Here is a 25871-nt window from a genome sequence, read left to right on the forward strand (position 1 = left end):
CTTGCTCTTAGCCGGTAACCAGCACCAGGCGCGGCTGCGGTTTGGCAGGTACGATGCCAACTACGGGGTGTTGTTGCAAGGCGACGGCAAGGGTAAGTTTACCTATGTGCCGCCAGGGCAGGCCGGGCTGGCCATCAAAGGTGATGTGCGCAGTGTGCTCCAGCTAAATAATACTTTACTCTTCGGCCTCAACCAACAGCCTCTTAAAGCTTTTAAAATAAATTCCGGAAAATTTGAGCGGCCTTTATAAATTGTTTGGAATTTTTCGGTTAAAAACAAAGCCACTTGTAAATACGCATTAAATACAAATTCACTTATTATTAAGCAAATGAAACACCTATTAATTATAGTAATTTTCTTCAGTGTTGCCGGTTGTGCATCCCAGAAAAATATTGCCACCAATAAATGGATACAACTATTTAACGGCAAAGATTTAAACGACTGGCAAGTAAAAATTACTGGCTATCCGTTGCAGGAAAATTTTGGTAACACTTTCCGGGTGAACGATGGTAAATTGCAGGTGGGGTATGAGCAATACGATAAATTTAATGATCGCTACGGGCATATATTCTATAAGCAGAAATTTTCGGCTTATTTATTAGCTATGGAATATCGGTTTATTGGCGCGCAAGCAAATGGCGGGCCGGGCTGGGCCTTACGCAACAGCGGAGCCATGATTCATTCACAAGAACCTACAACGATGGGCTTGAAACAGGATTTTCCCATATCAATAGAGGTGCAATTATTGGGCGGCGACGGCCAGCACGAACGCCATACCGCCAATTTATGTACGCCCGGTACCAATGTAGTAATGAAAGATAAGTTGTTTACGCCTCACTGCATCGATTCTAACTCTAAAACCTTTCACGGCGAACAGTGGGTGCGCGTAGAAATATTAGTTTTAGCCGATTCTATGGTGCAACATATTGCGAACGGCGACACGGTACTAACTTATTATAAACCGCAGATTGGCGGGGGTAACGTAGGGAACTATGATCCGGCTGTAAAGAAAGATGGGCAGTTGCTGAAAGAAGGATATATCGCGCTGCAAAGCGAAAGTCACCCGGTAGAGTTCCGGAAGGTAGAGCTGTTTAACCTGGAGCCTTACCTGAAAGATCGGAGAAAATTGCGGCAGGTAATACAACAGCTAGCCGCCGAAAAAAGAGGCTCTACCGCTAACCTTAACTAAACGGGTAGTTTTTGTAGGGTAAAGCTTCGTTTTATACATACAAACAGCAGGAATATTCCTGCTGTTTGTATGTATAAAATGCCAATGCACGTATACTATTTATTATTTACCCAAAATTTGTTATGTGTGGCCGTTACTCTGTTGTTACCAAAAAAATTGCCAAAGATCACCGGCAAGCTGGCCGGTTTGGCGATATTCTGAATGACCCCAATTATAATGCAGCGCCATCGCAGCCGTTGCCAGTTATAACGAATACTAATCCGGAGAAAGGAGCTTTTTTATCGTGGGGATTATTACGAGCCTGGGCAACTACAGCCAAAACCAACCGCCCCATTAACGCCCGCGCCGAAACCCTCACCCAAAGTCCTATGTTCCGGAACTTAATTGGTCGCAAGCGCTGCCTGGTGCTGGCCGATGGCTTTTACGAGTGGAAAAAGATTATTCAGGCCCTAAATACGCTATTCGATTTGCCGCAATCTCCGGGAAAAGGAAAAATAATCCGGCAGCCGTACCGGTTTACATTGCAAAACGAAGATTTATTTTCTTTTGCCGGCTTATGGGACGAATGGGTAGATAAAAGTACGGGCGAGGTGTTGAAAACATTTACAATTATTACCACCGAAGCCAACAAACTGGTTAAAGAAGTACACGAACGTATGCCCGTGATACTTACGCCGGAAGCCGAAGAACTTTGGTTGAATAATGATGAACCGGTAAACGACCTTTTAGATTTGTTGCAGCCTTACGATGCTGACCAGATGAAAGCATATCCTGTTTCGGACCTGATAAACTCCCCGGTAAATAATAGCCCCGAAGTTATCAATTCTTTGTAAATACATAATACCTTAAAAATACATGAATAAATTTTTCTGCCGAAAGGCTGATTTTGTTCTAGTTGGTCGTAAAAGCTTAGTTATCAATTAATGAAGCTGATTAGCATTTGGATAATTGGAGACAACTGCTGCCCTTGCTGCGTGTTTTCACCAGCAAGTAGTCTGTCGGAAGATTTAGAATTGGCGATGATAACACCGCCAATGGCAGCTTGTTCTGTTTGAAACCGAAATACTAAACAACTTACTATAAAAGTATGTATATCTAACCTTGCCGCACCTTAACTTATAATTATGAAAAAAATTACCAAGAATTTTACCTACGCCTTGCTGTCTTTGGGTTTATTGGCTACTTCCTGTGTGTCGTCGAAAAAGTACGAAACGGCTCTGGCTATTAACCGCGAATTGCAGGCCAACCGCGATGCTTTAAGTAAGGAAAAAGCAGCCTTGGAAGAAGAGCGGAGTACATTAGCCAAAGAAAAAGCTGCTTTAGAAGAAGAAAAGAATGCCACCGAAAAATCGCTGAAGGCCAATTTGCAAAGCAGTAATCAGCGCGTAAACCAGTTAAGTTCCGACCTGCAGGCCCAGGAAGACCGCTTGCGCGAAATGCAAAGAATTCTAGCTGAAAAAGACCGGGCGGTAAATGATTTAAAAAACCGGGTAAGTCAGGCTTTGCTGGGCTTTAAAGCCGGCGACTTAACGGTAAATGTTAAAAACGGTAAAGTATATGTGTCTTTATCAGAACAGTTGTTGTTTAAATCTGGCAGCACCAAGGTAGATCCTAAAGGTCAGGATGCGCTACAAAAACTTGCTTTTGCTTTGAAAGATCAGCCAGATGTAAACGTACTCATTGAGGGCCACACCGACGATGTGCCCATTGCCAAAGGTACCGTGGGCATGAAAGATAATTGGGATTTGAGTGTACTCCGTGCCACCGAAATTGCCCGGATAGTAACCAATGCCGGCTTAGCTCCCGAACGGGTAACGCCTTCCGGGCACTCCAAATACGTGCCAGTGGTGGCTAATACCAACCCCGAAAGCCGACAGCTAAACCGCCGCACCGAAATTATTCTGACCCCTAAATTAGACGAACTGTTTAAAATTCTGGAGCAGAATTAAGTTAATTGGAAAATCAGCCAAAAGGATTTCTTATCAGCGGAAAAGCTTTTTTGATTCATAGGTAAACTAAAACCAGGTTGACGGAAGATTATTCATCAGCCAGAAGTTTCGTAATTTCCCTGTTTGTTATACCTGCTAATCAGAAATAACAACGTTATAAAACGAAACCTACGCTTACGTGTACATGATTGGTCATTCTGAGCTTGTTGAAGTATCTATTACAGTTAGAAAAAAGTAGATTCAGCTATTTCGACAGGCTTAGCATGACCGCAATATTTTGAGCGCAATGCCCAAAGAATAATGGTATAATTTCTGGGATAGAATAAATTTAAGCAGCGACTAAAGGTAGAAGCCCTATTCTTTATAATTCCCGGATTTTAATATTCCGGAAAGCTACCGGGTCGCCGTGGTCTTGCAGGGCCAGGTGGCCGCGGCGGACCTTTGCGTAATCGTGCGTAGCAAATTTGCTAGTAGCTAATTGTTCTTGCCAGGCCGGTGAATCAAACGTGTATTCAACTACTTTTTCGCCGTTAAGCCAGTGTTCTACGTGGCCATTATTTACTAACATGCGCACCTGGTTCCACTCGCCTGGCTTTCTGGCCGCCAGTTTTGTGGGTGCCTGCATGTCGTAGTTGGCGCCGGTTTGCTGCTTCGCCGTTAAAGGTACCGGATAATGGTGGTCGTCTATTATCTGAAACTCGGGGCCTGTATGCCAAATGGCGCTGTATTGCGGACTGTCTTGCACGTAAAAGAAAATGCCGCTGTTGCCTTGCGCGCTTAATAAATATTCTAGGGTTAATTCAAAGTTAGCAAACTGCTCTTCCGAAATAATATCGCCCTGTTTGCCGGGCGTAGTTAAGGCACCGTTGCTAGCCTGCCAACCTTTAATATAAGGCTGATTAAAATTACGCCAACCGGCAGTTGTTTGGCCATCAAACAACAATTTCCATCCGGTTAATTTTTCGGCTTCTGTTAGCTTGTTCATCGTTAGATCGGTATTGTTGGGCGGAATAAATTCTTTTTCGTGCTTACAAGCAGAAGTAAACAGGCAAATCAGGAATAAGAGCAAAACAGCTAATTTCACCTTTTACATCATTATAAATTATGGCTAAGCCTGATTAATTGCTCAAGGCGTGCGGTTGTTCACCAAATCATACTACCTGTTTTTCGCTTATAAGCTTTCTGCATATAAATATATGCTGATCTATATTCAGGTTAAAAGTTTTTGTTTACGAATATTAACAAATAGCTGATGGTTAAACCTCCTTAACTTTTACTTCTCCAGGAGAAATTGATATTATAGCCATAGTTAATAAGTATGTAAATATTAAACTGATTATATATTTGCTTCATGAGGCAACCCTGTACTTTACTTTTATTTATCTTTATCCTGAAAGTGGTTTCTGGTTGCTCTTCAAAAGAAATATTTTACTTTTCGGAACACACCAACAGCGTTAAGCAAAGTGAGCAGCTACGCGCAACCAATGTAGAGGCTACTCTACCCAAAAGCACCAGTCTGTTAATTTTGGGTCATGTATTTTGTGGCTTTATTTTATCTTTTGCTGGTGCTTTTTAATGCTTATAAAGCAAAGAAAAGGCCGGTATTAGCCGGCCTTTTGTTATGAATATATTACTAAGAGCGTTAAAATTATAAAGCGCCCGCAATAATTTCGTCAACCACGTTTGGGTCCAGCAGGGTGGAGGTATCTCCGAGGTTAGCTGTTTCGCCTTCGGCTACTTTGCGCAGAATGCGGCGCATAATTTTACCCGACCTTGTTTTAGGCAAACCGCTTACAATTTGAATTTTGTCGGGTTTGGCAATTTTACCTATTTCGGCTACCACACTTTCAATAATTTCGTCTTTTAAATATTGCTCGTTGGTGGGTTCATCGTGGGTGCAGATAACAAAGGCATAAATACCCTGGCCTTTAATGTCGTGCGGATAACCTACTACGGCGCTTTCTACCACGTGTTTGTTCTGGTTAATGGCATTCTCAATTTCGGCGGTACCAAAGCGGTGCCCCGATACGTTAATAACATCGTCTACGCGGCCAATAATGCGGTACATGCCATTTTTATCGCGCTTGGCGCCATCGCCGGTAAAATATAAGCCTTTGTAAGTAGCAAAGTAGCTTAGCCGGCAACGTTCGTGGTCGCCGTAGGTTGTCCGGATCATGCCGGGCCACGGAAACTTCACGCACAAATACCCTTCTACTTCGTTTTCAGTTATTTCTGCACCGTTCTGGTCTACCAGAATGGGTTGTATACCCGGCAAGGGGTAGCCGGCGTGGCTGGGCTTCAGCGGGCTTACATTAGCCAGCGCCGATATCATAATGCCACCGGTTTCGGTTTGCCACCAGGTATCTACCACCGGGCAGCGTTCTTTGCCCACGTGAATGTGGTACCAATGCCAGGCTTCTTCGTTTATGGGTTCACCCACCGAGCCCAACACTTTTAACGAATCGAGGCTGTAAGATAAAACGTGATCGAGGCCGGCTGCCATTAACGACCGGATAGCGGTTGGCGCAGTATAAAAAATATTAACGCCGTGCTTATCTATTACTTGCCAGAACCGGCCGGCATCCGGAAAAGTAGGAATACCTTCGAACATGAGCGTGGTTGCGCCTGATAAAAGGGGACCGTAGAGGAGGTAGGTGTGGCCGGTAATCCAGCCAATATCGGCGGTACACCAGTAGACATCGCTTTCCTGATACTGAAAAACGTTGCGGAAAGTATAATCGGAATAAACCATGTAACCGCCGCAGGTATGCACCACGCCTTTGGGCTTGCCCGTAGAACCGGAGGTGTAGAGAATAAACAGCGGATCTTCCGCATCCATTATTTCGGCGGTACAATCTTTGTCTACTTTTTTCAGTTCTTCGTGCAACCAAACATCGCGGCCTTCTACCATGTTTACGGCCCAGCCGGTTCGTTCTACCACAATTACTTTTTGTACGCTCGGGCAACTGGCAATGGCTTCGTCTACTACGCGTTTTACCGGAATTTGCTTAGCTCCGCGGTTCAGGCCATCGGAAGTTAATACCACCGTAGCCTGGGCATCGTTGATGCGGTCGGCCATGGAAGTGGCCGAGAAGCCCGCGAATATTACCGAATGAACCGCACCTACGCGGGCGCAGGCCAGGACACTAAATGCTAATTCCGGAATCATAGGCATGTAAATACATACCCGGTCTCCTTTTTTTACGCCGTTATTGCGCAGCACATTGGCCAGCATGCACACTTTCTCGTGTAGTTCGCGGTACGTATAGCGCACATAGCGTTCTTTCGGGTCGTTGGGCTCCCAGATTAAGGCTAATTTATTACCGCGGGTTTTTAAATGACGGTCGAGGCAATTTTCGGTAATATTTAATTTGCCGTTGATAAACCATTTTACACTGGGTTCTTCAAAATTCCAGTCCAGCACCTTGTCCCATTTTTGCTGCCAGGTAAACTGTTCGGCAATATTGGCCCAGAAGTTCTCAGGATTCTGCACACTTTCCTGGTAAGCCTGCTGGTATTCGTCAAAAGATTTAATGGTATAACTCATGGTGGATTCTATAATTAAATATTTCTCAATTTCTTTTCAGTTATGAGATGATTCAATTTGATATATATTATGAAAATCTTTATTTAATAATTTTTTTAGTTCTTGCTGAAAACCCGAACCTAGATTTTTCAAGAAGTTCAGTGTTGTCATTATTTCATAACTCTGAATAACTATCAATACCAAAAAAAGGATAAAGTACTCCTGTATCTATATTTTTATAAACGATTTTCCTAAGCCCTATTTTGGTTGTTCCCATATATTTAACAGGTTCATAATTTCCATATGGGATATCAATCATACCTTTATTTATAGCTACTTGAAAAACATCAATATTAGCCAAATCGGATGGAATATTATTATCATTAATTTTCCTTTCAACTGCTAAATATTTGAAAGTTGAACTATTAAGTTTGTTAGAGTTCTTAATTTTTGCATCTTCTGAAAAATAAAATTTTCTTCGAGGTAAATTTTCTGAGCTCATTAAGTTTTTATAATCTTCTATTGATTGACTTAATGTTTTATAATAATTTAAATATGGAATTACTTCAGGGTCATCAATAATTTTGAAGTGGTAATAATTTAAATCGTAATTAATAACATCCAAACCATCTAGTTCATCCAAATCAACTAAAAAGAATTCAAATGTATCTTTAATACACCATTCTATATAATGTGGGTCACACATAAAAACAATTCCAACTTCGTATCCTTTATAAGTTCCAAAATCAAATCTAGAAAATCTATCATAGAATGTGTATTTTACTTAAGGAAGAATTTAAGCAAAAAAATCAAACCTCTTTAAAATAGCTTTTTTCATTTATTCAGCACCAACACCTAAATAAGTTCGCAATTTTTCGCTCTCAAACTTTAATGCCGCTGATTTTTCGGGTTGCAGCAGCGAAACCACAATACCCACTAAAAACGCCGACGACATAGACACCAAAGCCGGATTTTTCAGCGGAAATATGGCTTCTTCGTTGTGCAGAATATCGACCCAAATGGTAGGGCTGAGCACAATTAAAACCAAAGAAAGAACGGCGCCGGTTAAAATACTCCAGACCGCACCCTGGGTAGTAAATTTTTTCCAGACGATAGACATGAGCAGGGCGGGAAAGTTGGCACTGGCAGCAATGGAAAAAGCCAGCCCCACCATAAAGGCTACGTTCTGCCCTTTAAATACCAAACCTAATAATATAGATAAAATTCCCAAAGCAATAGTAGCTCGCTTAGCCACTTTTATTTCGCCTTTTTCGTCGGATACGCCTTGTTTAACTACGTGTACGTACAAATCGTGCGAAATACTGGAAGCGCCCGATAAGGTTAAACCGGCCACTACCGCCAGAATAGTTGCAAAAGCCACCGCCGCAATAAAGCCCAGGAAAGCGGTGCCGCCGGTTTGTTCGGCCAGTAAAAGGGCTGCCATGTTGCCGCCTTTATCTATACCTTCAATAGTAGGCTTGCCCACCAGTGCCATGGCCGCAAAACCAATTAAAAACGTTAATAAATAAAAATAGCCAATAAAACCCGTAGCCACAAACACCGATTTTCGGGCGGCTTTGGCATCGGGTACTGTATAAAAACGCATGAGAATATGCGGCAATCCAGCCGTTCCCAGCATCAAGGCCAAGCCCAGAGACAACGCATCCCACGGGTTACTGATAAAACCACCGGGCGCCAGCATGGCATCGCCGTACTGCTGCGTTACTGAACTAAATAAATTAGCGGGGCTAAAACCAAATTTTGCCAAGGATAAAAGAACCAGCACGGTAGCACCGCTGAGTAATAAAACCGCTTTAATAATTTGTACCCAGGTAGTAGCCAACATACCCCCAAACAGTACATAGGCCGTCATGACAAAGCCTACAACCACTACCGCTACCTCGTAAGGCAAACCAAACAGTGTTTGAATTAAACCGCCGGCCCCTACCATCTGGGCAATGAGGTAAAACGAAATCGTAAGTAACGAACCAATAGACGAAACAATGCGAATAGGCCGTTGCCGTAAGCGGTACGCCACCACATCAGCAAAGGTATATTTACCCAGGTTACGCAGCGGCTCGGCAATTAAAAACATAATTAAGGGCCAGCCTACCAGAAAACCGATTGAATAAATAAGACCATCGTAGCCTTTGGTAGCCACCATACCGGCAATTCCTAAAAAAGAAGCGGCACTCATGTAATCGCCGGCCAGCGCCAGCCCGTTCTGAAAGCCCGAAATACTACGGCCGGCCGCGTAAAACTCAGAACCGGTTTTGGTTTTTTTTGCAGCCCAGTACGTGATGTACATGGTAACGGCCACAAACAAGAAAAACATTAAAATGGAAATCGGGTTGGCAGTGCCTAAAGTGGAAGCCGTAGTGGTGGTAGTTGCCTGTAATAACAGGGTGTGGTGGAGCATAAAATATTTATTAGGAGTTAAGTACTTTGTTTTTTAATTCCTGCACGGCTTCGTCGTAATTATTATTCGCCCAGAAAACGTAGATGCCGGTTAATATCCAGGCAAAAAGAATAATGCCCAAGCCAATGGGAATGGCCCAGGTTAAGTTGGGGCTGATCTTGGCCGCCAGCGATTCTTTGCTAAAAGCTACTACCAGCAAAAAACCAATGTACACGGCCAGCATAATTAGGGTAAGCACCAGTGATACTGACCAACGTTTGCTTACTAATTTTTTAAATTCCGGACTTTCAATTATTTCGTGGGCAGAATTGGGTTGGGGTTGCGCCATTATAATAGTTTTTAGATTAAGCCTTTATCTTTAAATAAATTTTAAAAGTAAAGCCGCTCTGGAAAGAACCTGTTAAACCTTTTAATTTATTGCCCTAAATATGATAATTTAGATTTGGATTTGCAGCAGGTTTTAACCACCTGAGGCAGAATTTTTTCTTTTACCGGTTTGTTGCACTGGCTGCAAAGGCAGCATAACATAAGCTGGTAAATTTACTTTTAATAAAATAATGCTACAGGCAAACTTTAGTGGTAAATTATTAGAGGCTGGTTTAGACGAAGCCGGCCGGGGTTGTTTAGCCGGGCCGGTGGTGGCGGCGGCGGTTATTTTGCCGCCCGATTACCACCACACACTGCTCACCGACTCGAAACAGCTAACCAAAGAACAGCGCGAAATATTAAGGTCCGAAATTTATAAAGAAGCGGTTTGCTGGGCAGTAGGAGAGGTGTCGCATACCGAGATTGACCAGTTAAATATTTTAAATGCGTCGTTTCTGGCCATGCACCGGGCGGTAGCCAAACTAGCTCTAACGCCCGAATATTTAATTGTAGATGGTAATCGGTTTAACGCTTACCAAAATATCGAGCACGCCTGCATTGTAAAAGGCGATTGCAAATATTTTTCGATTGCAGCGGCTTCGGTGCTGGCCAAAACGTACCGCGACGATTTAATGCAAACATTAGCGCTGGATTATCCGCATTTTGGCTGGGAGCATAACGCCGGTTACCCCACGGTTAAGCACCGCGCTGCCATTCGCGCCCACGGTACTTCGCCGCATCACCGTTTAACTTTCCGGTTATTACCCGAAGATTTATCGGCTGCAGAAAAAATAAAAAAAGCAGAACGAGTTGTTTAGGCATAAAAAAGCCTGCTGGTAAGCAGGCTCTGTAACTTTTAAAGCATTTGCAGGAGCTTATTTTATTTTTAATAAATCTAAAAATAAGCTGAAGCTATCGATGGTGGAGCCGTTTTTGCCTCCGAAAGAATCGAAAGTTAAAGGCTTTACAATGTAACCGCTAATATTTAAATTTTTGGCAGCAAACCGGTCAACGTCTTCGTTAGAGGTGGTCATAATAAAAACGTTTAAATCGTGCAGCAACGGGTCCTGCCGGATTTCGTTTAAAAACTCGATGCCGTTCATTTTGGGCATGTTAATATCCAGCATTACTACTTTGGGTAACGGTTCTATTTTGGGATAGCCTTCGCCCCGGAGCATCTCTAATGCTTCGCGCCCGTTGCGGGCTATGTGTAGGGGCAAGTTTACATTAATTTTTTTTAGCTCCCGCTCCACGTTCCTGATATCCAGGTAATCATCTTCTACTAATAATATACTTGCCTCTGAATCCATAGTATTTAGTCTTAATCACTGTTTTATTTTGGATTTTCAGGATTAGATTTGGGCCAGGTAAAAGTAAAGGTGGCGCCTTTGCCTTCGGCTGATTTTACCTCTATAATACCGCCGTGCCGCTGAATTATTTTTTTTACAATGGCCAATCCTACTCCTGTACTTTCCAGTGCATCCCGTTCCTGCAGTGTCTGAAAGATGACAAATATACGATCATGATATTCCGGATCAATACCCGGTCCATCATCGGTAACGGAAAAACGGTAATATTGTTCTTCTTCCAGGCACGTAACCCAAATCTGTCCGTGGGGCTTATCGTGGTATTTAATGGCATTACTCAGCAGGTTCGAAAATACTTGCTGCAGGGGTACGCGGGCGGCAAATAATACCGGCATACCCGGCACAATATTAACGGTAATTTCACGCGGTGGCGCAACCATATCTATGGTTTCAACCAGCAGTTGGTGCACATCTACTATTTCCTGGGTTTCCTGTATCCGTCCTACTTTAGCCAGTGCCAGAATGCCGTTTATCAGGTTTTCCATGCGGTGTACCCGAATGCGCATCAGCATTAAATATTCCTGAATATTCGGGGGTAAATCCTGGCCCATGTCTTCTTCTATCCAGCGCGAAGCGTTTTCGATACCCCGTAACGGTGCTTTTAAATCGTGTGATACCACGTAGGCAAACTGGTCGAGTTCCTGGTTTTTAGCTTCAAGTTCGCTAATGGTGCGGTGAATGGTGGTGGCCATTTTATTTAACGATACTGATAAATAACTTAGTTCGTCGCGGGTTTTATCGGTTATTTGAATGCGGTAATTTCCCTGCGATATCCGGTTGGCCAACCCAACCATGGTCATGATGCGGCGCGAAATAGTACGCGAAATATAATAGGCCCAGCCCAAGCCTAATAATATAGAAATAATGGTAAGAACCGTAGAGGTTATGCGGGTTTGGTTAATGCTGTTTTTTAAAATGGTATTGCGGGCCTCGCGTATTTTGTATTCAATGGCGTTAAAGCCCTTAAATAACTGACGCATGTCATCCATCATCAGCTTGCCTTTAAGGTTTAACACTTCTTTGCCACTGGGTAAACTTTGCAGGCTGGGGGTTGAATTTTGGGTACTTGCTTTTTTTTCAGCTATTAGTTTTTCGGTGTACGTGCGCTGCCAGCGTTCGTGAATGGTACGTACCTGCGCCAGTGATTCGCGTTGTACCGGCGAACTTTTTATTTTGGCGGCCAGTTCATTAAACATACCCGGAATATGTTTTTGCGCCTCGTAATAAGGTTCCAGAAATGCTTCGTTGCCGGTAAGCAAATAGCCCCGCAAGCCGGTTTCCATATCAATAATATTGCGCTGCAAAGCCGATGAAATGCGAATGACCACTTGCGATTGGGTCACGTAATCGCTATTATCCAGAATATCATCGGACAAGCGAAAGTTATGATAGATGCCCGCCGAAAAAATAAGAGAGATAAAGACGTAACCAGCAAAAATTTTGGTTGATAACTTCATGCGGTTTGGTAAATAACCAATCGGTTTCTGTTAATTTATTGCGTTGGGTTTGTTTGGGTTAAAATGCGGGCGGTTTCTATAATTAAGAAATTTCTGCTTTTTCCTGAATTTGTTGTAAAAGCTTTACAATATTTTCGGCCAATATTTCCAATTGTGGCAAACCCGCCAAAGCTTTTTCGGTTTGGTCTGCTTGCTTCAGGTTAACTAAATAAATGGCATGATCGTGAATATCGCGGTGTACTTTTTCCAGTTCATGCATTTCGGGCAAATTATTAAACCGGGTTAAGCCCACGTCGTAAATCCATTCGCCAAAACTGCATTGCCGGTAATTTAAGATGGGCCCCAGCGGTGTATCTGAGCCGTATAAATAAGATTTTACTTTCGATTTAAAAACAATGTGCTTGATTTTGGCCGATTCAAATACATATTTCAGGTCGCTCATAGTAAGAAAAGTTTTCAGGCCCAATTTTCTGTTACTGGCAAAGACCCGGTTGTTTAGCAAAAGTAAAAGAAGGATTTAATATTTTACTCTTTTAGCCGGTTTATGGTTAGCGTCCTAATCGTAACCTTGCAATATATCTGTTATTCCTTTTTTTTGAAGCTGGTTAAAATAAATTACTTTTGCGGCAGCTTTTGCCCATAACCTTAGCCCATGGATTTAAAAAAAGTTGCTCTGAACAGTGTGCACGTGGCGCTTGGCGCTAAAATGGTGCCTTTTGCCGGTTATAACATGCCCATACGGTATTCTTCTGACTTAGACGAACACCATACCGTGCGCAAAGCCGTTGGTATTTTTGATGTTTCGCATATGGGCGAATTTTTGGTAAATGGCCCCGCCGCTTTAGATTTAATTCAGCGTGTTACCTCCAACGATGCCGCCAAACTTACCCCCGGCAAAGTGCAATATTCCTGCTTCCCCAACAACCAGGGCGGCATTGTAGATGATTTATTGGTGTATTGCCTGGCACCGGCCGCATACATGCTGGTAGTAAATGCTTCTAATATTCAGAAAGACTGGGATTGGCTGAACCAACACAATACCGGTGGCGCCGAGCTAATAAATATTTCGGAAGAAACTTCTTTATTTGCCGTGCAGGGCCCCAACGCAATGGCCGCACTGCAACCGTTAACTTCTTTAGAATTAGCCGGCATGCCCTATTATACTTTTGCCGTCGGCGAATTTGCCGGCGTACCAAACGTAACTGTTTCGGCTACCGGTTACACTGGTTCGGGCGGTTTCGAAATATATTTGCCTAATCAACAGGCCCAACTAGTGTGGGATAAAATAATGGCCGCTGGCGAGCCTTACGGTATAAAGCCCATAGGTTTAGGTGCCCGCGATACCCTGCGCCTGGAAATGGGTTTTTGTTTGTACGGCAACGATATTAACGATACTACTTCGCCGCTGGAAGCTGGCCTGGGCTGGATTACCAAATTTACCAAAGCCTTTACCAATTCCGAAAACCTGAAAAAACAAAAAGAACTGGGTGTAGCGCGTAAACTAGTTGGTTTTGAAATGGCCGAAGCGGGCATACCGCGCGCGCATTACGAAATATTAAATGCTGCCGGCGAAAATATTGGGGAAGTAACCTCGGGTACGCAATCGCCTTCGTTGGGCAAAGGTGTGGGTTTGGGCTACGTACAAACTGCTTACGCACAACCCGGTATCGAAATATTTATTAAAGTCCGGAATAAATCGCTGAAAGCAAATATTGTGAAATTGCCTTTTTACAAGAGCGCCTAAAAATATAGCAGCAGCCAGTAACCAAAAATCCGGCTGCTTTTTTCTTTTAAACAAATTTATTAATTATTTATCTGCGGATTTCTTACCCAGAATATTCTTCCAAAATATGCCTTCGATTGATGTTTGTTTTAGCCCGGAATTGCTGCACCTGTATAATTTAAGCGGCAAAGTGGCAGTAGTGGTAGATGTGTTACGGGCTACCTCCTCTATGGTAACCGCTTTTGCCCACGGCATCGAAAAAATTATTCCGGTAAGTACCCTGGACGATTGCCTGACGCAAAAGCAAACGGGTTATTTAACAGCTGCCGAGCGCGATGGCCGCAAAGCCGAAGGTTTCGATTTGGGTAATTCGCCGTTCAGTTACATGGAAGAAAATATTAAAGGCAAAACCTTAATTATGACCACGACCAACGGTACCCACGCCATCCGGTTGTCTGCGGCTGCAGATAAGGTATTGGCCGGCGCTTTCCTGAACGTGGGCAAGGTGGCCGAATTTCTAGAAGCCGAAGGCAAAGATGTGCTGGTGGTTTGTGCCGGCTGGAAAGGCAATTTTAACCTGGAAGATACCCTTTTTGCCGGAGCCCTGGCCGAACGCCTGAAAGATACCTTCTCGGCGGCCAACGATGCCACCTTAGCAGCCCAACACCTCTACCGCCTTGCCCAACCCGATATGGCTGGTTTCCTGGCTAACTCCTCGCACGTGCAGCGCCTCAAGAATTTAGATATTACCGAAGACGTTACTTTTTGTCTGCGCGAAGATGTGTACGAAGTGGTGCCGGTATTGGCCGGCGACAGCCTGGTGCCGCTAAAAAGTTTGCCCGTAAGTTAAGTTACCTGTAAGCTAGATTATTTAAGTTTTTCGTTTTGCTGGTGCCGGTCGCGGTCGCGGTTGGTTTTCTTTTGCAGATTGGCTTCCAGCGCTTGGGTTAAATTTATCCCGGTTTGGTTAGCCAGGCAAATTATTACAAATAATACATCGGCCAGTTCATCGCCCAGTTGTTTGCCTTCGTCGCTTTTCTTAAACGATTGCTCGCCGTATTGCCGCGAGATAATCCGCGCCACTTCGCCTACTTCTTCCGTCAAGATGGCCATGTTGGTGAGTTCATTAAAATACCGCACGCCATTTTCTTTAATCCACTTGTCAACGGTTTGCTGGGCTTCTTGTATGGTCATTTTATTAGTTAGGGGTTAGTAGTTAGTAATTAGGTGTTAGTTAAGTTAAATTTACTGGCTTTTCTGGCGTGGATTTACTTTCGTGCTCGGTTTGCTGCTCAGGATAGTCACGGAAGTAAATCCGCGCCATAGTGAGGTTAGGGGTTAGTAATTAGTAATCTTAGAACTGATTCAAAAGATTCTCAGCTGCCCTGGCTGTGTCTTATGACCAGCCAGCACTAGTACATACCTTCTTAATTTACTGATGGTATAAACAGGTAATAGCATCAAAATATTGAATCCGTTAAGAACCCGCCTTAAAGTTTAACCGAAAATATTCAAAAACAACAAGCCTTACTCCCGGTTTTTAGAATCAATAATAATGGTTACAGGACCGTCGTTGAGCAGGCTTACTTTCATATCAGCACCAAAAATACCGGTTTGAATGGGTTTACCTAAATCGGTGGTTAAAACCTGGATAAACCGTTTGTAAAGCGGTACGGCAATTTCGGGCGGTGCGGCGGCAATGTACGAAGGCCGGTTGCCTTTTTTGGTGCTGGCGTGCAGCGTAAACTGACTGATAAGCAAAATATTCCCGTCTACTTCCTGCAAACTCTTATTCATCTTGCCGGCTTCATCGTTAAATATGCGCAATTGCACCGTTTTCCGGGAAAGCCACTGCAAATCTTCTTCGGTGTCGTCGGCGGCAATGCCGGCCAGCAACAGCAACCCTTCGTTTATAGCGCCGGTTACTTTCCCGTTAATAGTTACCGAAGCCTGACTTACCCGCTGAATTACCAGTTTCATAATATTTTAGTTGTGCTTTAAATTATTTATTATTTGCGTTTTTAAGATGCGACTGATTAGTTGGCCGAAGCGCCCGAAACCCTTGTGTTAGTAATTTTCCCCGCATTTCTACGTTAACTGGTAAAGCATAAGTACACGGCAAGGGCGCATTCCAACACATGAAGCCTTGCGCCGGCATCCAGATTATGGTATTATTTAGCTTAACTTTTTTTAGAGTTACTTCTGGTTGTTTAGCCGGCAAAATTAAGCGGCTTCGGAAAATAGTTTGCTGGTGCCGGGCTACATAAACGGCATCGCGTAAATTATTTAGCCACCAGAGCGCAAATAATAGTAAAACCAACCGATTTAAAATGGTAAATACCGACGCTTTAAGTGTAGTTAAAGCTAAATATATTGGGTAAAAAGCACTAATAAACAAGAAAGTAGAGCCAAACCGAATACTGGGAGCCAGCCAAAACCAATAAACCACGCACCCATAGTTAATGAGCCAGAGTAAATAATGCCGTTTAAGTAACTCAGACGAAAACCGGCGGCGGAAACCTGGTAGCAAGCCCAGAGCCATTAGCAGCGGCGAAAATAAGGCAGCCGTTAATAAAATTTGTTCGGTGGGGGAGTGGTCCTGGAACCAAATGGGTACCCATTCCTGAAATTTTAAATCCAAAATACCTTTCCAATCCGGGGAAAGCAAAATAGCCACGCTGTGCACCATGTCTTTCTCATCCTGTACCAATTGGCGGGGTACTTCCCAATCAAAAGCAAAAAGATCCAGTGCCGGTAAAGGAAAAATCAGGTAACCCGATAAAACAACGTTCCGGATAAGCCACGGCAGCACTATCCAGCTAAAAGAAGCAACCAAAAATAAGAGCCACTTGCGGTTTATTTTAATAGAACCAATATACCCTAAGTAAAAAATAAAACCCAAAGCCGGCGCCACCGATAGTTTTACGGTAACGCAGGTTAGAAGCAGCAAAATTAGCGCGGCCGGGTAAAAACTGTTTACCTGGTTGGTTGGCGGTTGGGCAGTTTGCAACAGCAGCAAAAATATAAAAGCCACCAAGATAGCCGCTGGTATATCGGGTGTGGGCGACGACAGCCAAACGTTAAAAAAATACAAGTTAAGCCAGAACAGGGCCGCTAAAAACAAGCCGATTTTGTTATTACGCTTTTCGCGGAAATTCTGAAATAGGTAAGCCAGGGTAATGAAGCCAAAAAGTAAAACCAGGTAGCTGTTTAGCGCAAAAATTGGCTGCCCAACTAAAGCAGAAAAAGAAAACAGCGCCGACCATAAAAAGTAGCTGGAGTTAAAAGCATACCGGCCGGCCAGATTGCCCAAGCCCGGTATAACTTTATACTGCTCAATCCACTTAATGCTTTGGGTATGGTAAATGCCTGAATCGTCGTTGACGGGCGTGGTAGTAGCCAGGTAACTTACGTAAAGCAGCAGTAAGCCGCCCCAGATAAGCCAGGCAAAATAATGCGCTTTCATTTTACCCCACCCCGTTAGCAGGTAGCGCAGGTATATTTTGCGTTTATAAATGCTATAACCCGCCGCCAGCAAACCTATGCCAATAGGCAAGCCAATATTTAACGGCCAGAATAAAGATAAACAAGCGGCTAAGCTATTTAAAACACAAAGCCCGGTTAAACTCAACAGGTAAGCCGGCGGCAAAGGCGAGTTAGTAGTATTTTTTTCTGGTTTAAATATTTCGTACAAAAACAGCCCGCCGGTAAAGCTGATGAAAAAAATATAAAGCCAGGATAGAAGAAGCGCTACCAAAAAGTTTTTTATACCGGTTAAATAAACCGAAAGATAAATAAAAGAATATAATAATATAATCGGGAAGCAGCGTGCGAGGTATGCAGCTTACTTTACAGCAATATAGCCGGGCATTAAAGCCAAAACCTTAAATATTGCAGCACGCCTGCCCAACTATTTAAAATAAATTCAGTTAGTTATTTTAATTATTTTTGCGGGTTATTTATTCTGTTGGATGCCGAAGAAACTACTTTTCTATTCTTTTGGATTGCTGGTGCTGGTAATTGCCGGTATGTATGGCTTTACCAAATGGACCGAATCAAGAGAAAAAGTAAACTTATGGACGCTGGTACCCGAAGATGCCGTGTTTGTGATAGAATCGTCGGGGCACGACAGCTTGTTGCAGCGTATTCAGGAATCTGATTTGTGGAATAATATTGCTTCGGTGCGGGCAATAGAAGCCATTAGCGAAAATATTGCGCAGCTCGATAGCCTTTCGGGTGGCCGCAAAGAAGGCGCTTCGCGTTTTTTAAAACGCAAATCCTTGCTCACCTCGCTACATGTGGTTAGTAAAACCAATTTCGATTTTGTGTTTTATATTCCGGTAAATACCGTTGGCGAACACCGGTTTATCAGGTCGTTGGTCGATAACATAGCCAAAAGCCCCGATTTTGAAGAAACATCCGAAGAATACCAGCAAATGCAGATTTTACATACCAAAAATGTAATTAACGGCGATAGCTTTTCTTTTTTTACTTATCACAACAACCTAATAATTAGCGCCAACCCCGAATTAATAAAAGAAATAATCCGGAAAGTAAACCGCAAACAGCTAACCTCGCCGGCCGCCGAATACGAAAGCATTAATTACCTGAGTCAGCCCGATGTATTTGCGCATGTTTTTGTGAATTACCGGCATTTACCGCAGTTTTTAAATATTTTTCTGGCCGATGCCCTCGAACCCGAAATAACGTATCTGGCTAGTTTGTGCCGCAGCAGCATGCTGGGTTTTAAGCACCAGCGCGGTAAAATATTCCTGAATGGCTTTTCGAACCCCGAGCCGCTGGCCGAATCTTTTTACAGCCGCATAAAAGAGCAGCAACCAAAGCCATTTTTGTTGCGCAATTTTTTACCCACCCGCACGGCTTTGCTCTTAACCTTTGGCCTGGATCGCCTGACTAACTTTAAACATATTCTGGCCGAAGATAAAAACACGAACTGGCCCGCCCGCCAGGTTATTCTGGCCGATAGCCTGACCCGCACGTTCCGGAACGAACTAGCCGTGGCGTACCTTACCACCGATGGCAAAGCAGGTGAGGCCGAAAAAGTAATATTTGTGCAGGGCGATAATCCGGCCAAAACCAACGGTATTTTAAATGCTATTATTAAAGAAAGCATTGCCGGTGCAGCGCCCGGCTCGGAGTGGGAAGTGGCGGGTAATTATACCATTAAACAAATTCCGGTACCACAGTTTCCCTTGTTATTGTTCGGGTCGGTGGCGCAAGGTTTTGAAGCATGTTATGTTGTGCAGGTAGATAATTATTTGGTGTTTGGGAAAAGTGTAAATGCCCTGCGCCAGGTATTAACCGATATTCAGCAGCAAAACGTTTGGGCCAATAACGAGCGGATGAAAGCTTTCCTGGAAAATACGCAGCAGGAAACCAACTTTAGTGTGTACCTCGATGCCGATTTAATATGGCGCATTTTGCGAAACAACGTCCGCGAAAAACAACAAAGCAGCTTGCTCCGCCACGAAACCCTGATTAAATACTTCAGCCAGTTGGCCCTGCAATACAGCCGGCAAGAAGACCAATATTATACCAGCCTGGTAGTTACCCACCCCGTAGCCACAGATACTGTTTCGCGCGAAATCCAAACCTTTAAACCGCAGTACAAGAGTAGTTTTGGCAGCGAATTAATTTCGGCACCTTTCCTGATGAATAGAAGCGTGGGCGGCGCTTCCCGCATTCTGGTTCAGGATTCATCGTTAACCTTACATGCTTTACGCGATAATGGGCAAATTGCCTGGTCCGATTCTTTGGTAGATAAAATTTTAGAACCTGTTTACCCGGTTACTTTTGGCAGCGATAAACGGGTAAAATATTTGTTTTCCAGCCGCAATATTATTCATTGCCTCGACCAGAACGGCCGCGATATTCAAAACTTCCCGTTTAATTTACCCGATTCGGTGCAGGTGCAGCGGCTAACCTTATTGCCGGAAAATAATGGTTTGTTTTTGGTACAAGACCAATACGGGCAATTATTTATGTTTGATATGGTGGGAAATTTACAGCCCGGTTGGGGACCCAAGCAAGTGGGCAGCCCCTTAGCCGCGGCCCCGCAATATTACAACGTAAACGGGCGGGAAGTAATTTTAACGCTGCACCAAAACGGCTACGTGTATGCTTTTAACCTGAACGGCCAACCTTACCCGGGTTTCCCGTTGGCTGTTGAAGGTAATTTCTCGGCGGGCGTATTTGCTAAAATTGGCAAAACTTTCCGAGCCAGCCAGGTTACTGCCGTTACCACCAATGGCAATATTTTAACCTTTAACCTGGCCGGGCAAGTACAGCAGCGCCAAAAATTACCGGCTAGCAATCAACCTGCCGAATACCAATTGGTGGCAGAACCCCAGGGCAAATCTTATATTGTGGTGCGGCAGGAGCCAGGCCAAATTAGTTTGTACAGCCAAACCCGGAAATTATTGCTCCAGAAAAATTTTATTACCTCTTCGCCCAAACTAATACAATATTTCGATTTTGGTACGCTCAACCGTATTTACGCAATAACCGAAACTGGCCCCGCTAAACTTTACCTCTATAACTACCGCGCCCGGTTAATTGGCGGCCAGCCCCTACCCAATAAATTACCCGTAGCTTTAGAATATAGAGAAGCTACCCAGACTTACACTTTATATTCTGCCCAAGGCAAAGAGCTGCACAAATTCTGGTTCCGGGATAAATAAACTGGATTATATATTTGCCAAACTACTTGCTGGTGCAAACACACAGCAAGGGCAAATGTTCATCAGATTAATAAATTGCTTAATAGCTTCAGAAGATAAAAAGAAAATAATACGGCGGAATTTTGGGAATCAAGCTTTAAAGATAAACAAACCATGTGGGGGTTTGAACCCGCAGATTCGGCTGTGGCAGCAGCAGCGTTGTTTAAAGAAAATGAGCTTAGCAAAATTTTAATTCCGGGGTTTGGCTATGGCCGAAACGCAAAAGTTTTTACTGATAATGGATTTGAGGTTACCGGAATTGAGATTTCAGAAACGGCAATTAACTTAGCAAAGAAGCACTACGGCAATAAGGTAAAAATATATCATGGCGCGGTAAGTGCGATGCCGTTTGACGAGGAAGTATACGATGATATTTTTTGTTATGCTTTAATTCATTTATTAAACGCACAAGAGCGCATAAAGCTAATAAAGGCTTGTTACGGGCAACTTAAACCTAACGGTTACATGGTATTTGTGGCCATTTCGAAGCAGGATAAAGCTTATGCCCAAGGAAAAAAATTAAGTAAAGACAGATTTTTATCCAGGCATGGCGTAAAACTTTTCTTTTATGATGCAGCATCAGTAGAGAAAGAATTTGGCAAATACGGCTTAACTGAAGTAAAAGAAATAAGTGAACCGGCCAAAAATACGGAGAATAAGTCCGCTCAAATATTCTGGCAAATAACCTGTAAAAAGAAGGCTTTACCAGTATGAATCTGTTTTACGCCAATTTCAAAAGTTGTTTTTTAAAGTCGGTTATTATTAACCCGACCAGCTCAACCAACCTTTGCGCCAGAAAAAATAAAGCTGAACCAATACCAGTAAACCCATCGCGCTGAGTACAATAATGTAACCGTACGGGTGGTACAACTCGGGCATATTTAATTTATTAACGCCGCCGTGCGGATTCTCGCGCGAAAAATTCATGCCGTACAAACTCGCAAAAAAGCTCAACGGAATAAAAATGCTCGAAATAATAGTAAGCACTTTCATGATTTCGTTCATGCGGTTGCTTACGTTCGATAAATAGAGTTCCGTGAGGTTGCCAATCATTTCGCGGTAATTATCAATTAATTCTATTACCTGAATGGTATGGTCCGAAGCGTCTTTAAAATAAGGCTGCATTTCTTCGTCGGGCACCATGTCCTCGTCGCGGAGCATTTCGTTTATTTTATCGCGCTCCGACCAGGCAATGCGGCGCAGTTTGTTTACTTCGCGCCGGATGTTCAGAATCTGGTTTAAGGTTTTTTTATCTGGTTGCTCAAATAAACTATCTTCCAGCGACTCTATGTATTCGCCTATCTGTACCAATACCACGAAATAATTATCGATAACCACATCCATAATGGCGTAAGCCAGGTACAAAACCGGCCTTTTGCGAAGCACACCTTTGCCGGCTTTAATGCGCTCCCGCAGCACATCAAGGCAATCTTCGTAATCGCTCTGGAAAGTTATTACACAATTAGTACCGGTGAAAATGGAAAGCTGGTCGTCGTTGATGCACTTATCTTTGGTGAAATTTATCATCCGGGAAATAATAAACAATCGGCCATCATCTTCTTCTACTTTGGGGCGTTGGTAGTCGTTTATTACATCTTCCATTTGCAACGGATGAATATCAAAATCCAGAATAAATTTTTCGAGCAAAGGCAGGTCGGCGTAGCCCCGTACATCTATCCAGTGGCGGGCATGGGGGTGTTGCTGGTAAAACTGGAAAAGTTCTTCGTAGGTACTAAATTCGTTTTCCGCGATAAAGTCTTTATCGAACGACAATAAAATTAAGCGCGGTTTTAAAGCGCCGGCCGGCACGTATAAATAGCCCGGCTTGCGCCCTACTTTATTGGCGGCAATGGTTTGTTGCAAAACTTTTGGTTTTAATTTATGAGTATCCATGCGGGTGCGGATATTTTATGGCAAGCTTTACGCAATATAACTACTGTTGGCTAACTTCTTTACCCTGCTTTTAAGATTAATTATCCGGCGCAAATTAAGAGGTCGGTCTTCTGAAATTATCTCTAGGTGGTTTTAAAAACAGGCTTTTAAAGAATTTGCACGCGGGCTAAACCGGTAAGTTTGCCCATTATTTCTGTTTGCAAATTTTTCCGGACGCTGAGCGTAAGGCGGCAATTAATATTAAAATCCTGGCTGAGCATTGGGAGCTTGTATTCTTTAATCAGGCTCATGATGGGGTTCATTTGCTCATAATCGAAGAATATTTCTAAAGTTACCGTTTCTACTTTTTCTATTTTTTCGGCTGCTTTTAAGGCTTCGGCGGCGGCGGTGCGGTAAGCCGTTATCAGGCCACTTACACCCAGTTTTATGCCCCCAAAATACCGGATTACCACCACCAAAATATTGGTTAACCCCGCCGAGCGGATTTGGCCCAGAATTGGGTCGCCGGCCGAATGGTTGGGTTCGCCGTCGTCGTTGGCGCGGTATTGGTGGCCGCCGGTGCCTAGTTGGTAAGCGTAGCAATGGTGGCGGGCATCAAAATATTCTTTTCGTAACCCAGCTAAAATATTCTTAATTTCTTCCTCGGAACTTACCGGGTACGCATACGCCAGAAACTTACTGCCTTTCTCTTTGTAAATGCCTTCGGCGGGTGCGGCAATGGTCAGGTAAACGTCGGAGCTTGCTTCGGGCATTATTATTTCGTGGTTAAATATTCGCTAATTTCCTGGTACGATAATAATACCAACGCCAGCACGGCTGCCGCTACGCCCGCTAAATTAACCCGTGATAAACGCTCCTTAAATAATATATAGGCCGCTACCATACCTAGCAAAATAATACAGATATTAATAACCGGGTACAAAAAAGCGCCGTCGTTGTTAAACGCACTCAAGCTTTTGAGTAAAAAGTAAATAGAAAAATAATTAGGAATACCCAGCACCACACCACCCACCAGGCTTCTGAAATTAAACAAATTTCTTTTAAATATTGCCTGGTAAAGTAATATTAAAGTACCCAGCGTGGCACTGGTGGCAAAGGAAAAAGTGGTAAAAACGCCGGCCTCGGCTGAAGTTAAGTAATAATGATTGGTGTAGTTAATGAGCGCATCGCCTATGCCGGAAAAAAAGAATATTAATAAAGGTAAGGCCAAACTAGCCAACGCCGGTTTAGTTGCATCTGCTTCGGCGTTAGAACGGGCGGGCAAAGAAGAAAGCATAATAGCTATTAAAGCCACGCCCATGCCCAAATAATTAAGCCAGGAGTAATTTTTTAAATTATTCTGCAGAACCAGCAAGCTTACCAGAACCGGAATTACGAGCGATATTTTAGAAGCTACCGAGGCGGCGGTTACACCCACGCGCTGCGCCGTAATGGCAATGAGGTAAAAAGTAAAAATAAACAAAGAACCCAAGAGCAACGCAAAAGAGAACCACTTTGTTTCTAGTACCTGGTTAAGCGCTGGCACCGGCGAAAACTGAAGAAAACCAACCACGGTGCAGGTAATATAATTAACTACAATGGCCGGAAACGTGGGTACCCGGAATATTTCGTAAAATTTAAAAGTTAGTATTAAAAATACCGTACAGCTTACGCATGCCAAAAGGTAAATCATAAATTTAAATTAGCTTTTTGCTTTCTAGCCCGAGTTTACTTGTTTGATCAAACCTAGTATTTATTCTCGGCCGTAAATCCGGAATCTGTGTTAATTTTGCGCTGAAACTGTAAAGATGGCGCAAAATATTCCGGCAAAGGTACCTAAGGTAATTAAATTTGATGCAATCGGCTCAGCAACCGAAGGCTTCCTGTTTTCGACGCAGGCGGCCGAAAAAGTGCCTTTTAGCGTAAGACGCACTTTCTGGTTGCAAGGCGTACCGGAAAATTATACCCGTGGCCACCACGCGCATTACACTACCCAAGAAGTACTAATTCCGTTACAAGGCAGCATTATTGTTACTACCCAAAGTGCCGCCGGCGAACAAATATTCACTTTAGATTATCCGGATGCTGGCTTGTATATTCCGGCGCTTTGCTGGGTTACTTTAAATTTTTCGCCGGAAGCCTTGCTGTTGTGTTTGGCCTCTACAGATTATAACGAGAAGGATTATATTCGGGATTACGAGGAGTTCCGGCGGATTTGTTTAGCTTCGGGGTAATATTTACGCCTTATCTGCCGCTCCTAAAACATGCCCCGCTACTTCTCTAACCGCCAGATAAATTATGCCGCTTGGGATGCGTGTGTGGCAGCATCGGAGCAGCGGCTGGTGTATGCTTTGTCGTGGTACCTGGATGTGGTATCGCCGGGCTGGGCCGGATTGGTGGAAGAGCAGGATGGGCAATATGTAGCCGTAATGCCTTTGCCGATAAAGCAGCAATTCGGTATTCATTATTTAGCGCAACCTTTGTTCTGTCAGCAATTAGGTTTTTTTGCCATAACCAATGCCGTTCAACCAAAACAATTTGTAGCGGCAATCAAACGCCATTTTTCTTTAATCAGCAAATACACCTTTAACACTAGTAATACTTTTCTCCTTAACCCCGAAGAGAAATCTGATTTACACGTTTACCAACATTACACGCACCACCTGAATTTAAACCAAAGCTACGAGGCTATTTACCAAAATTATTCCCGCGACCGGAAACTGAACCTGAAGCGCAGCCAGAAAGCTGGTTTAATTATACGGGAAAGTACCGATATTGAAATTTTAATCCGGTTGTTTAAAGAAGATGCTGCTACCCGCATCCGGGGCGGTGTTTCGGAGGCGGCTTACGGGCAATTACAACAACTTTACCAGGTACTAGCAGCCAAAGGGCTGGCTACTTTGCTTTACACCCAAACTTCCGCCGGCGAAATAGATGCCGGTTGTTTGTTTGTGACCTACGGTCAGAAAATTATTTACCTGTTTAATGCCGCCTCAATAGCAGGGCGTAGCCGCAACGGCCGCTCCCTAATGCTGGATTATATGATTCAAAAATACGCTGGCCAACCTTATATTTTCGATTTTGAAAGTCCAGCGGATATTTCGTCTATCATTCGGGTGTACCAGGGGTTTGGTGCCGAGCCGGCGCCATTTTATACCATCACGCAAAATAATTTACCAGTACCGCTTAAATTTCTGAAGAAAGCCCGGCAATTTCTATATCTAAAGGTAATAGCTAACTTTACGGCTAAGCCCAGCAGTTAA

General features: G+C 43.5%; 24 protein-coding genes and 1 pseudogene. 11 read left to right on the forward strand and 14 right to left on the reverse strand.

Features of this window, described 5'->3' with window-relative positions; all coding sequences use genetic code 11:
- The 4 genes from F0145_RS26385 to F0145_RS24690 all read left to right on the forward strand — a co-directional run.
- A partial coding sequence (locus F0145_RS26385; RefSeq protein ID WP_190277636.1) for a hypothetical protein occupies positions 1–250 on the forward strand: 250 nt, incomplete at its 5' end.
- A 78-nt stretch (positions 251–328) separates the two neighbouring features.
- The gene (locus F0145_RS24680; protein WP_150093101.1) at positions 329–1189 is read left to right on the forward strand and encodes a 3-keto-disaccharide hydrolase; all 861 of its coding nucleotides are present in this window, start codon (positions 329–331) and stop codon (positions 1187–1189) included.
- Between the two features lie 122 nt (positions 1190–1311).
- On the forward strand, positions 1312–2022 hold the full coding sequence (locus F0145_RS24685; RefSeq protein WP_150093103.1) for an SOS response-associated peptidase: 711 nt from the start codon (positions 1312–1314) through the stop codon (positions 2020–2022).
- 291 nt (positions 2023–2313) lie between these two features.
- The gene (locus F0145_RS24690; RefSeq protein WP_150093105.1) at positions 2314–3138 is read left to right on the forward strand and encodes an OmpA family protein; all 825 of its coding nucleotides are present in this window, start codon (positions 2314–2316) and stop codon (positions 3136–3138) included.
- A gap of 361 nt (positions 3139–3499) precedes the next feature.
- Here F0145_RS24690 and F0145_RS24695 read toward each other — a convergent pair whose 3' ends face one another.
- The 5 genes from F0145_RS24695 to F0145_RS24715 all read right to left on the reverse strand — a co-directional run bounded on the left by F0145_RS24695 (position 3500) and on the right by F0145_RS24715 (position 9411).
- Positions 3500–4222 (reverse strand): 3-keto-disaccharide hydrolase, encoded by a 723-nt coding sequence (locus F0145_RS24695; protein WP_150093107.1) that lies wholly within the window; start codon positions 4220–4222, stop codon positions 3500–3502.
- A gap of 564 nt (positions 4223–4786) precedes the next feature.
- Entirely contained in the window at positions 4787–6685 is a 1899-nt protein-coding gene (gene acs / locus F0145_RS24700; RefSeq protein WP_150093109.1) for an acetate--CoA ligase, read from the reverse strand.
- Positions 6686–6839: 154 nt separating this feature from the next.
- On the reverse strand, positions 6840–7370 hold the full coding sequence (locus F0145_RS24705; protein ID WP_150093112.1) for a hypothetical protein: 531 nt from the start codon (positions 7368–7370) through the stop codon (positions 6840–6842).
- A gap of 132 nt (positions 7371–7502) precedes the next feature.
- Entirely contained in the window at positions 7503–9083 is a 1581-nt protein-coding gene (locus F0145_RS24710) for a sodium:solute symporter family transporter (protein WP_150093114.1), read from the reverse strand.
- Between the two features lie 10 nt (positions 9084–9093).
- Positions 9094–9411 (reverse strand): DUF485 domain-containing protein, encoded by a 318-nt coding sequence (locus F0145_RS24715; RefSeq protein WP_150093116.1) that lies wholly within the window; start codon positions 9409–9411, stop codon positions 9094–9096.
- Positions 9412–9640: 229 nt separating this feature from the next.
- Here F0145_RS24715 and F0145_RS24720 point away from each other — a divergent pair, with 229 nt between their 5' ends.
- Positions 9641–10267, forward strand: a complete 627-nt coding sequence (locus F0145_RS24720; RefSeq protein WP_150093118.1) for a ribonuclease HII — start codon at positions 9641–9643, stop codon at positions 10265–10267.
- Between the two features lie 57 nt (positions 10268–10324).
- Here F0145_RS24720 and F0145_RS24725 read toward each other — a convergent pair whose 3' ends face one another.
- The 3 genes from F0145_RS24725 to F0145_RS24735 all read right to left on the reverse strand — a co-directional run bounded on the left by F0145_RS24725 (position 10325) and on the right by F0145_RS24735 (position 12715).
- Complete coding sequence (locus tag F0145_RS24725; RefSeq protein ID WP_150093133.1) at positions 10325–10759, reverse strand: response regulator; 435 nt, start codon at positions 10757–10759, stop codon at positions 10325–10327.
- A 23-nt stretch (positions 10760–10782) separates the two neighbouring features.
- On the reverse strand, positions 10783–12273 hold the full coding sequence (locus F0145_RS24730; protein ID WP_150093135.1) for a sensor histidine kinase: 1491 nt from the start codon (positions 12271–12273) through the stop codon (positions 10783–10785).
- A gap of 82 nt (positions 12274–12355) precedes the next feature.
- Entirely contained in the window at positions 12356–12715 is a 360-nt protein-coding gene (locus F0145_RS24735; RefSeq protein WP_150093137.1) for a CZB domain-containing protein, read from the reverse strand.
- 210 nt (positions 12716–12925) lie between these two features.
- Between F0145_RS24735 and gcvT the strand changes: the two genes are divergently transcribed.
- Both gcvT and F0145_RS24745 read left to right on the forward strand, forming a co-directional pair.
- On the forward strand, positions 12926–14017 hold the full coding sequence (gene gcvT / locus F0145_RS24740) for a glycine cleavage system aminomethyltransferase GcvT (RefSeq protein ID WP_150093139.1): 1092 nt from the start codon (positions 12926–12928) through the stop codon (positions 14015–14017).
- Positions 14018–14123: 106 nt separating this feature from the next.
- Positions 14124–14846: a 2-phosphosulfolactate phosphatase gene (locus F0145_RS24745; RefSeq protein ID WP_150093142.1), complete on the forward strand. Its 723-nt coding sequence runs from the start codon at positions 14124–14126 to the stop codon at positions 14844–14846.
- 17 nt (positions 14847–14863) lie between these two features.
- On the opposite strand, the gene F0145_RS24750 is transcribed toward F0145_RS24745, so the two are convergent.
- The 3 genes from F0145_RS24750 to F0145_RS24760 form a co-directional block, all read right to left on the reverse strand.
- Complete coding sequence (locus tag F0145_RS24750) at positions 14864–15190, reverse strand: nucleotide pyrophosphohydrolase (RefSeq protein ID WP_150093144.1); 327 nt, start codon at positions 15188–15190, stop codon at positions 14864–14866.
- Between the two features lie 333 nt (positions 15191–15523).
- Positions 15524–15976: a D-aminoacyl-tRNA deacylase gene (gene dtd, locus F0145_RS24755; protein ID WP_150093146.1), complete on the reverse strand. Its 453-nt coding sequence runs from the start codon at positions 15974–15976 to the stop codon at positions 15524–15526.
- Between the two features lie 22 nt (positions 15977–15998).
- Positions 15999–17753 carry an LIC_10190 family membrane protein gene (locus F0145_RS24760; protein WP_150093148.1) on the reverse strand — a complete coding sequence of 585 codons (1755 nt, stop codon included), beginning with the start codon at positions 17751–17753 and terminating at the stop codon, positions 15999–16001.
- Between the two features lie 214 nt (positions 17754–17967).
- Here F0145_RS24760 and F0145_RS24765 point away from each other — a divergent pair, with 214 nt between their 5' ends.
- Positions 17968–20697 (forward strand): DUF3352 domain-containing protein, encoded by a 2730-nt coding sequence (locus F0145_RS24765; RefSeq protein WP_150093150.1) that lies wholly within the window; start codon positions 17968–17970, stop codon positions 20695–20697.
- Positions 20698–20820: 123 nt separating this feature from the next.
- Positions 20821–21450 (forward strand): annotated as a pseudogene (locus F0145_RS24770) (class I SAM-dependent methyltransferase); the annotation flags it as partial.
- Positions 21451–21498: 48 nt separating this feature from the next.
- On the opposite strand, the gene corA reads toward F0145_RS24770, so the two are convergent.
- The 3 genes from corA to F0145_RS24785 form a co-directional block, all read right to left on the reverse strand.
- Positions 21499–22629, reverse strand: coding sequence for a magnesium/cobalt transporter CorA (gene corA / locus F0145_RS24775; RefSeq protein ID WP_150093154.1), 1131 nt, complete (start codon positions 22627–22629; stop codon positions 21499–21501).
- A 146-nt stretch (positions 22630–22775) separates the two neighbouring features.
- Entirely contained in the window at positions 22776–23381 is a 606-nt protein-coding gene (locus tag F0145_RS24780; RefSeq protein ID WP_150093156.1) for an IMPACT family protein, read from the reverse strand.
- 2 nt (positions 23382–23383) lie between these two features.
- Positions 23384–24301 (reverse strand): hypothetical protein, encoded by a 918-nt coding sequence (locus F0145_RS24785; protein ID WP_150093158.1) that lies wholly within the window; start codon positions 24299–24301, stop codon positions 23384–23386.
- 115 nt (positions 24302–24416) lie between these two features.
- Here F0145_RS24785 and F0145_RS24790 point away from each other — a divergent pair, with 115 nt between their 5' ends.
- Positions 24417–24842, forward strand: coding sequence for a sugar 3,4-ketoisomerase (locus F0145_RS24790; RefSeq protein ID WP_150093160.1), 426 nt, complete (start codon positions 24417–24419; stop codon positions 24840–24842).
- 30 nt (positions 24843–24872) lie between these two features.
- Complete coding sequence (locus F0145_RS24795) at positions 24873–25871, forward strand: GNAT family N-acetyltransferase (protein WP_150093162.1); 999 nt, start codon at positions 24873–24875, stop codon at positions 25869–25871.

Source organism: Adhaeribacter rhizoryzae (assembly GCF_008629685.1).
GTDB lineage: Bacteria > Bacteroidota > Bacteroidia > Cytophagales > Hymenobacteraceae > Adhaeribacter > Adhaeribacter rhizoryzae.

Coding starts and splice junctions, on each gene's coding strand:
- F0145_RS24705 (WP_150093112.1), bottom strand. CDS start 7,370: ATGTGTGACCCACATTATATAGAATGGTGTATTAAAGATACATTTGAA.
- F0145_RS24690 (WP_150093105.1), top strand. CDS start 2,314: ATGAAAAAAATTACCAAGAATTTTACCTACGCCTTGCTGTCTTTGGGT.
- F0145_RS24715 (WP_150093116.1), bottom strand. CDS start 9,411: ATGGCGCAACCCCAACCCAATTCTGCCCACGAAATAATTGAAAGTCCG.
- F0145_RS24685 (WP_150093103.1), top strand. CDS start 1,312: ATGTGTGGCCGTTACTCTGTTGTTACCAAAAAAATTGCCAAAGATCAC.
- F0145_RS24710 (WP_150093114.1), bottom strand. CDS start 9,083: ATGCTCCACCACACCCTGTTATTACAGGCAACTACCACCACTACGGCT.
- F0145_RS24735 (WP_150093137.1), bottom strand. CDS start 12,715: ATGAGCGACCTGAAATATGTATTTGAATCGGCCAAAATCAAGCACATT.
- F0145_RS24765 (WP_150093150.1), top strand. CDS start 17,968: ATGCCGAAGAAACTACTTTTCTATTCTTTTGGATTGCTGGTGCTGGTA.
- gcvT (WP_150093139.1), top strand. CDS start 12,926: ATGGATTTAAAAAAAGTTGCTCTGAACAGTGTGCACGTGGCGCTTGGC.
- F0145_RS24745 (WP_150093142.1), top strand. CDS start 14,124: ATGCCTTCGATTGATGTTTGTTTTAGCCCGGAATTGCTGCACCTGTAT.
- F0145_RS24720 (WP_150093118.1), top strand. CDS start 9,641: ATGCTACAGGCAAACTTTAGTGGTAAATTATTAGAGGCTGGTTTAGAC.
- F0145_RS24795 (WP_150093162.1), top strand. CDS start 24,873: ATGCCCCGCTACTTCTCTAACCGCCAGATAAATTATGCCGCTTGGGAT.
- dtd (WP_150093146.1), bottom strand. CDS start 15,976: ATGAAACTGGTAATTCAGCGGGTAAGTCAGGCTTCGGTAACTATTAAC.
- F0145_RS24750 (WP_150093144.1), bottom strand. CDS start 15,190: ATGACCATACAAGAAGCCCAGCAAACCGTTGACAAGTGGATTAAAGAA.
- F0145_RS24790 (WP_150093160.1), top strand. CDS start 24,417: ATGGCGCAAAATATTCCGGCAAAGGTACCTAAGGTAATTAAATTTGAT.
- F0145_RS24680 (WP_150093101.1), top strand. CDS start 329: ATGAAACACCTATTAATTATAGTAATTTTCTTCAGTGTTGCCGGTTGT.
- acs (WP_150093109.1), bottom strand. CDS start 6,685: ATGAGTTATACCATTAAATCTTTTGACGAATACCAGCAGGCTTACCAG.
- F0145_RS24730 (WP_150093135.1), bottom strand. CDS start 12,273: ATGAAGTTATCAACCAAAATTTTTGCTGGTTACGTCTTTATCTCTCTT.
- F0145_RS24780 (WP_150093156.1), bottom strand. CDS start 23,381: ATGCCCGAAGCAAGCTCCGACGTTTACCTGACCATTGCCGCACCCGCC.
- corA (WP_150093154.1), bottom strand. CDS start 22,629: ATGGATACTCATAAATTAAAACCAAAAGTTTTGCAACAAACCATTGCC.
- F0145_RS24785 (WP_150093158.1), bottom strand. CDS start 24,301: ATGATTTACCTTTTGGCATGCGTAAGCTGTACGGTATTTTTAATACTA.
- F0145_RS24725 (WP_150093133.1), bottom strand. CDS start 10,759: ATGGATTCAGAGGCAAGTATATTATTAGTAGAAGATGATTACCTGGAT.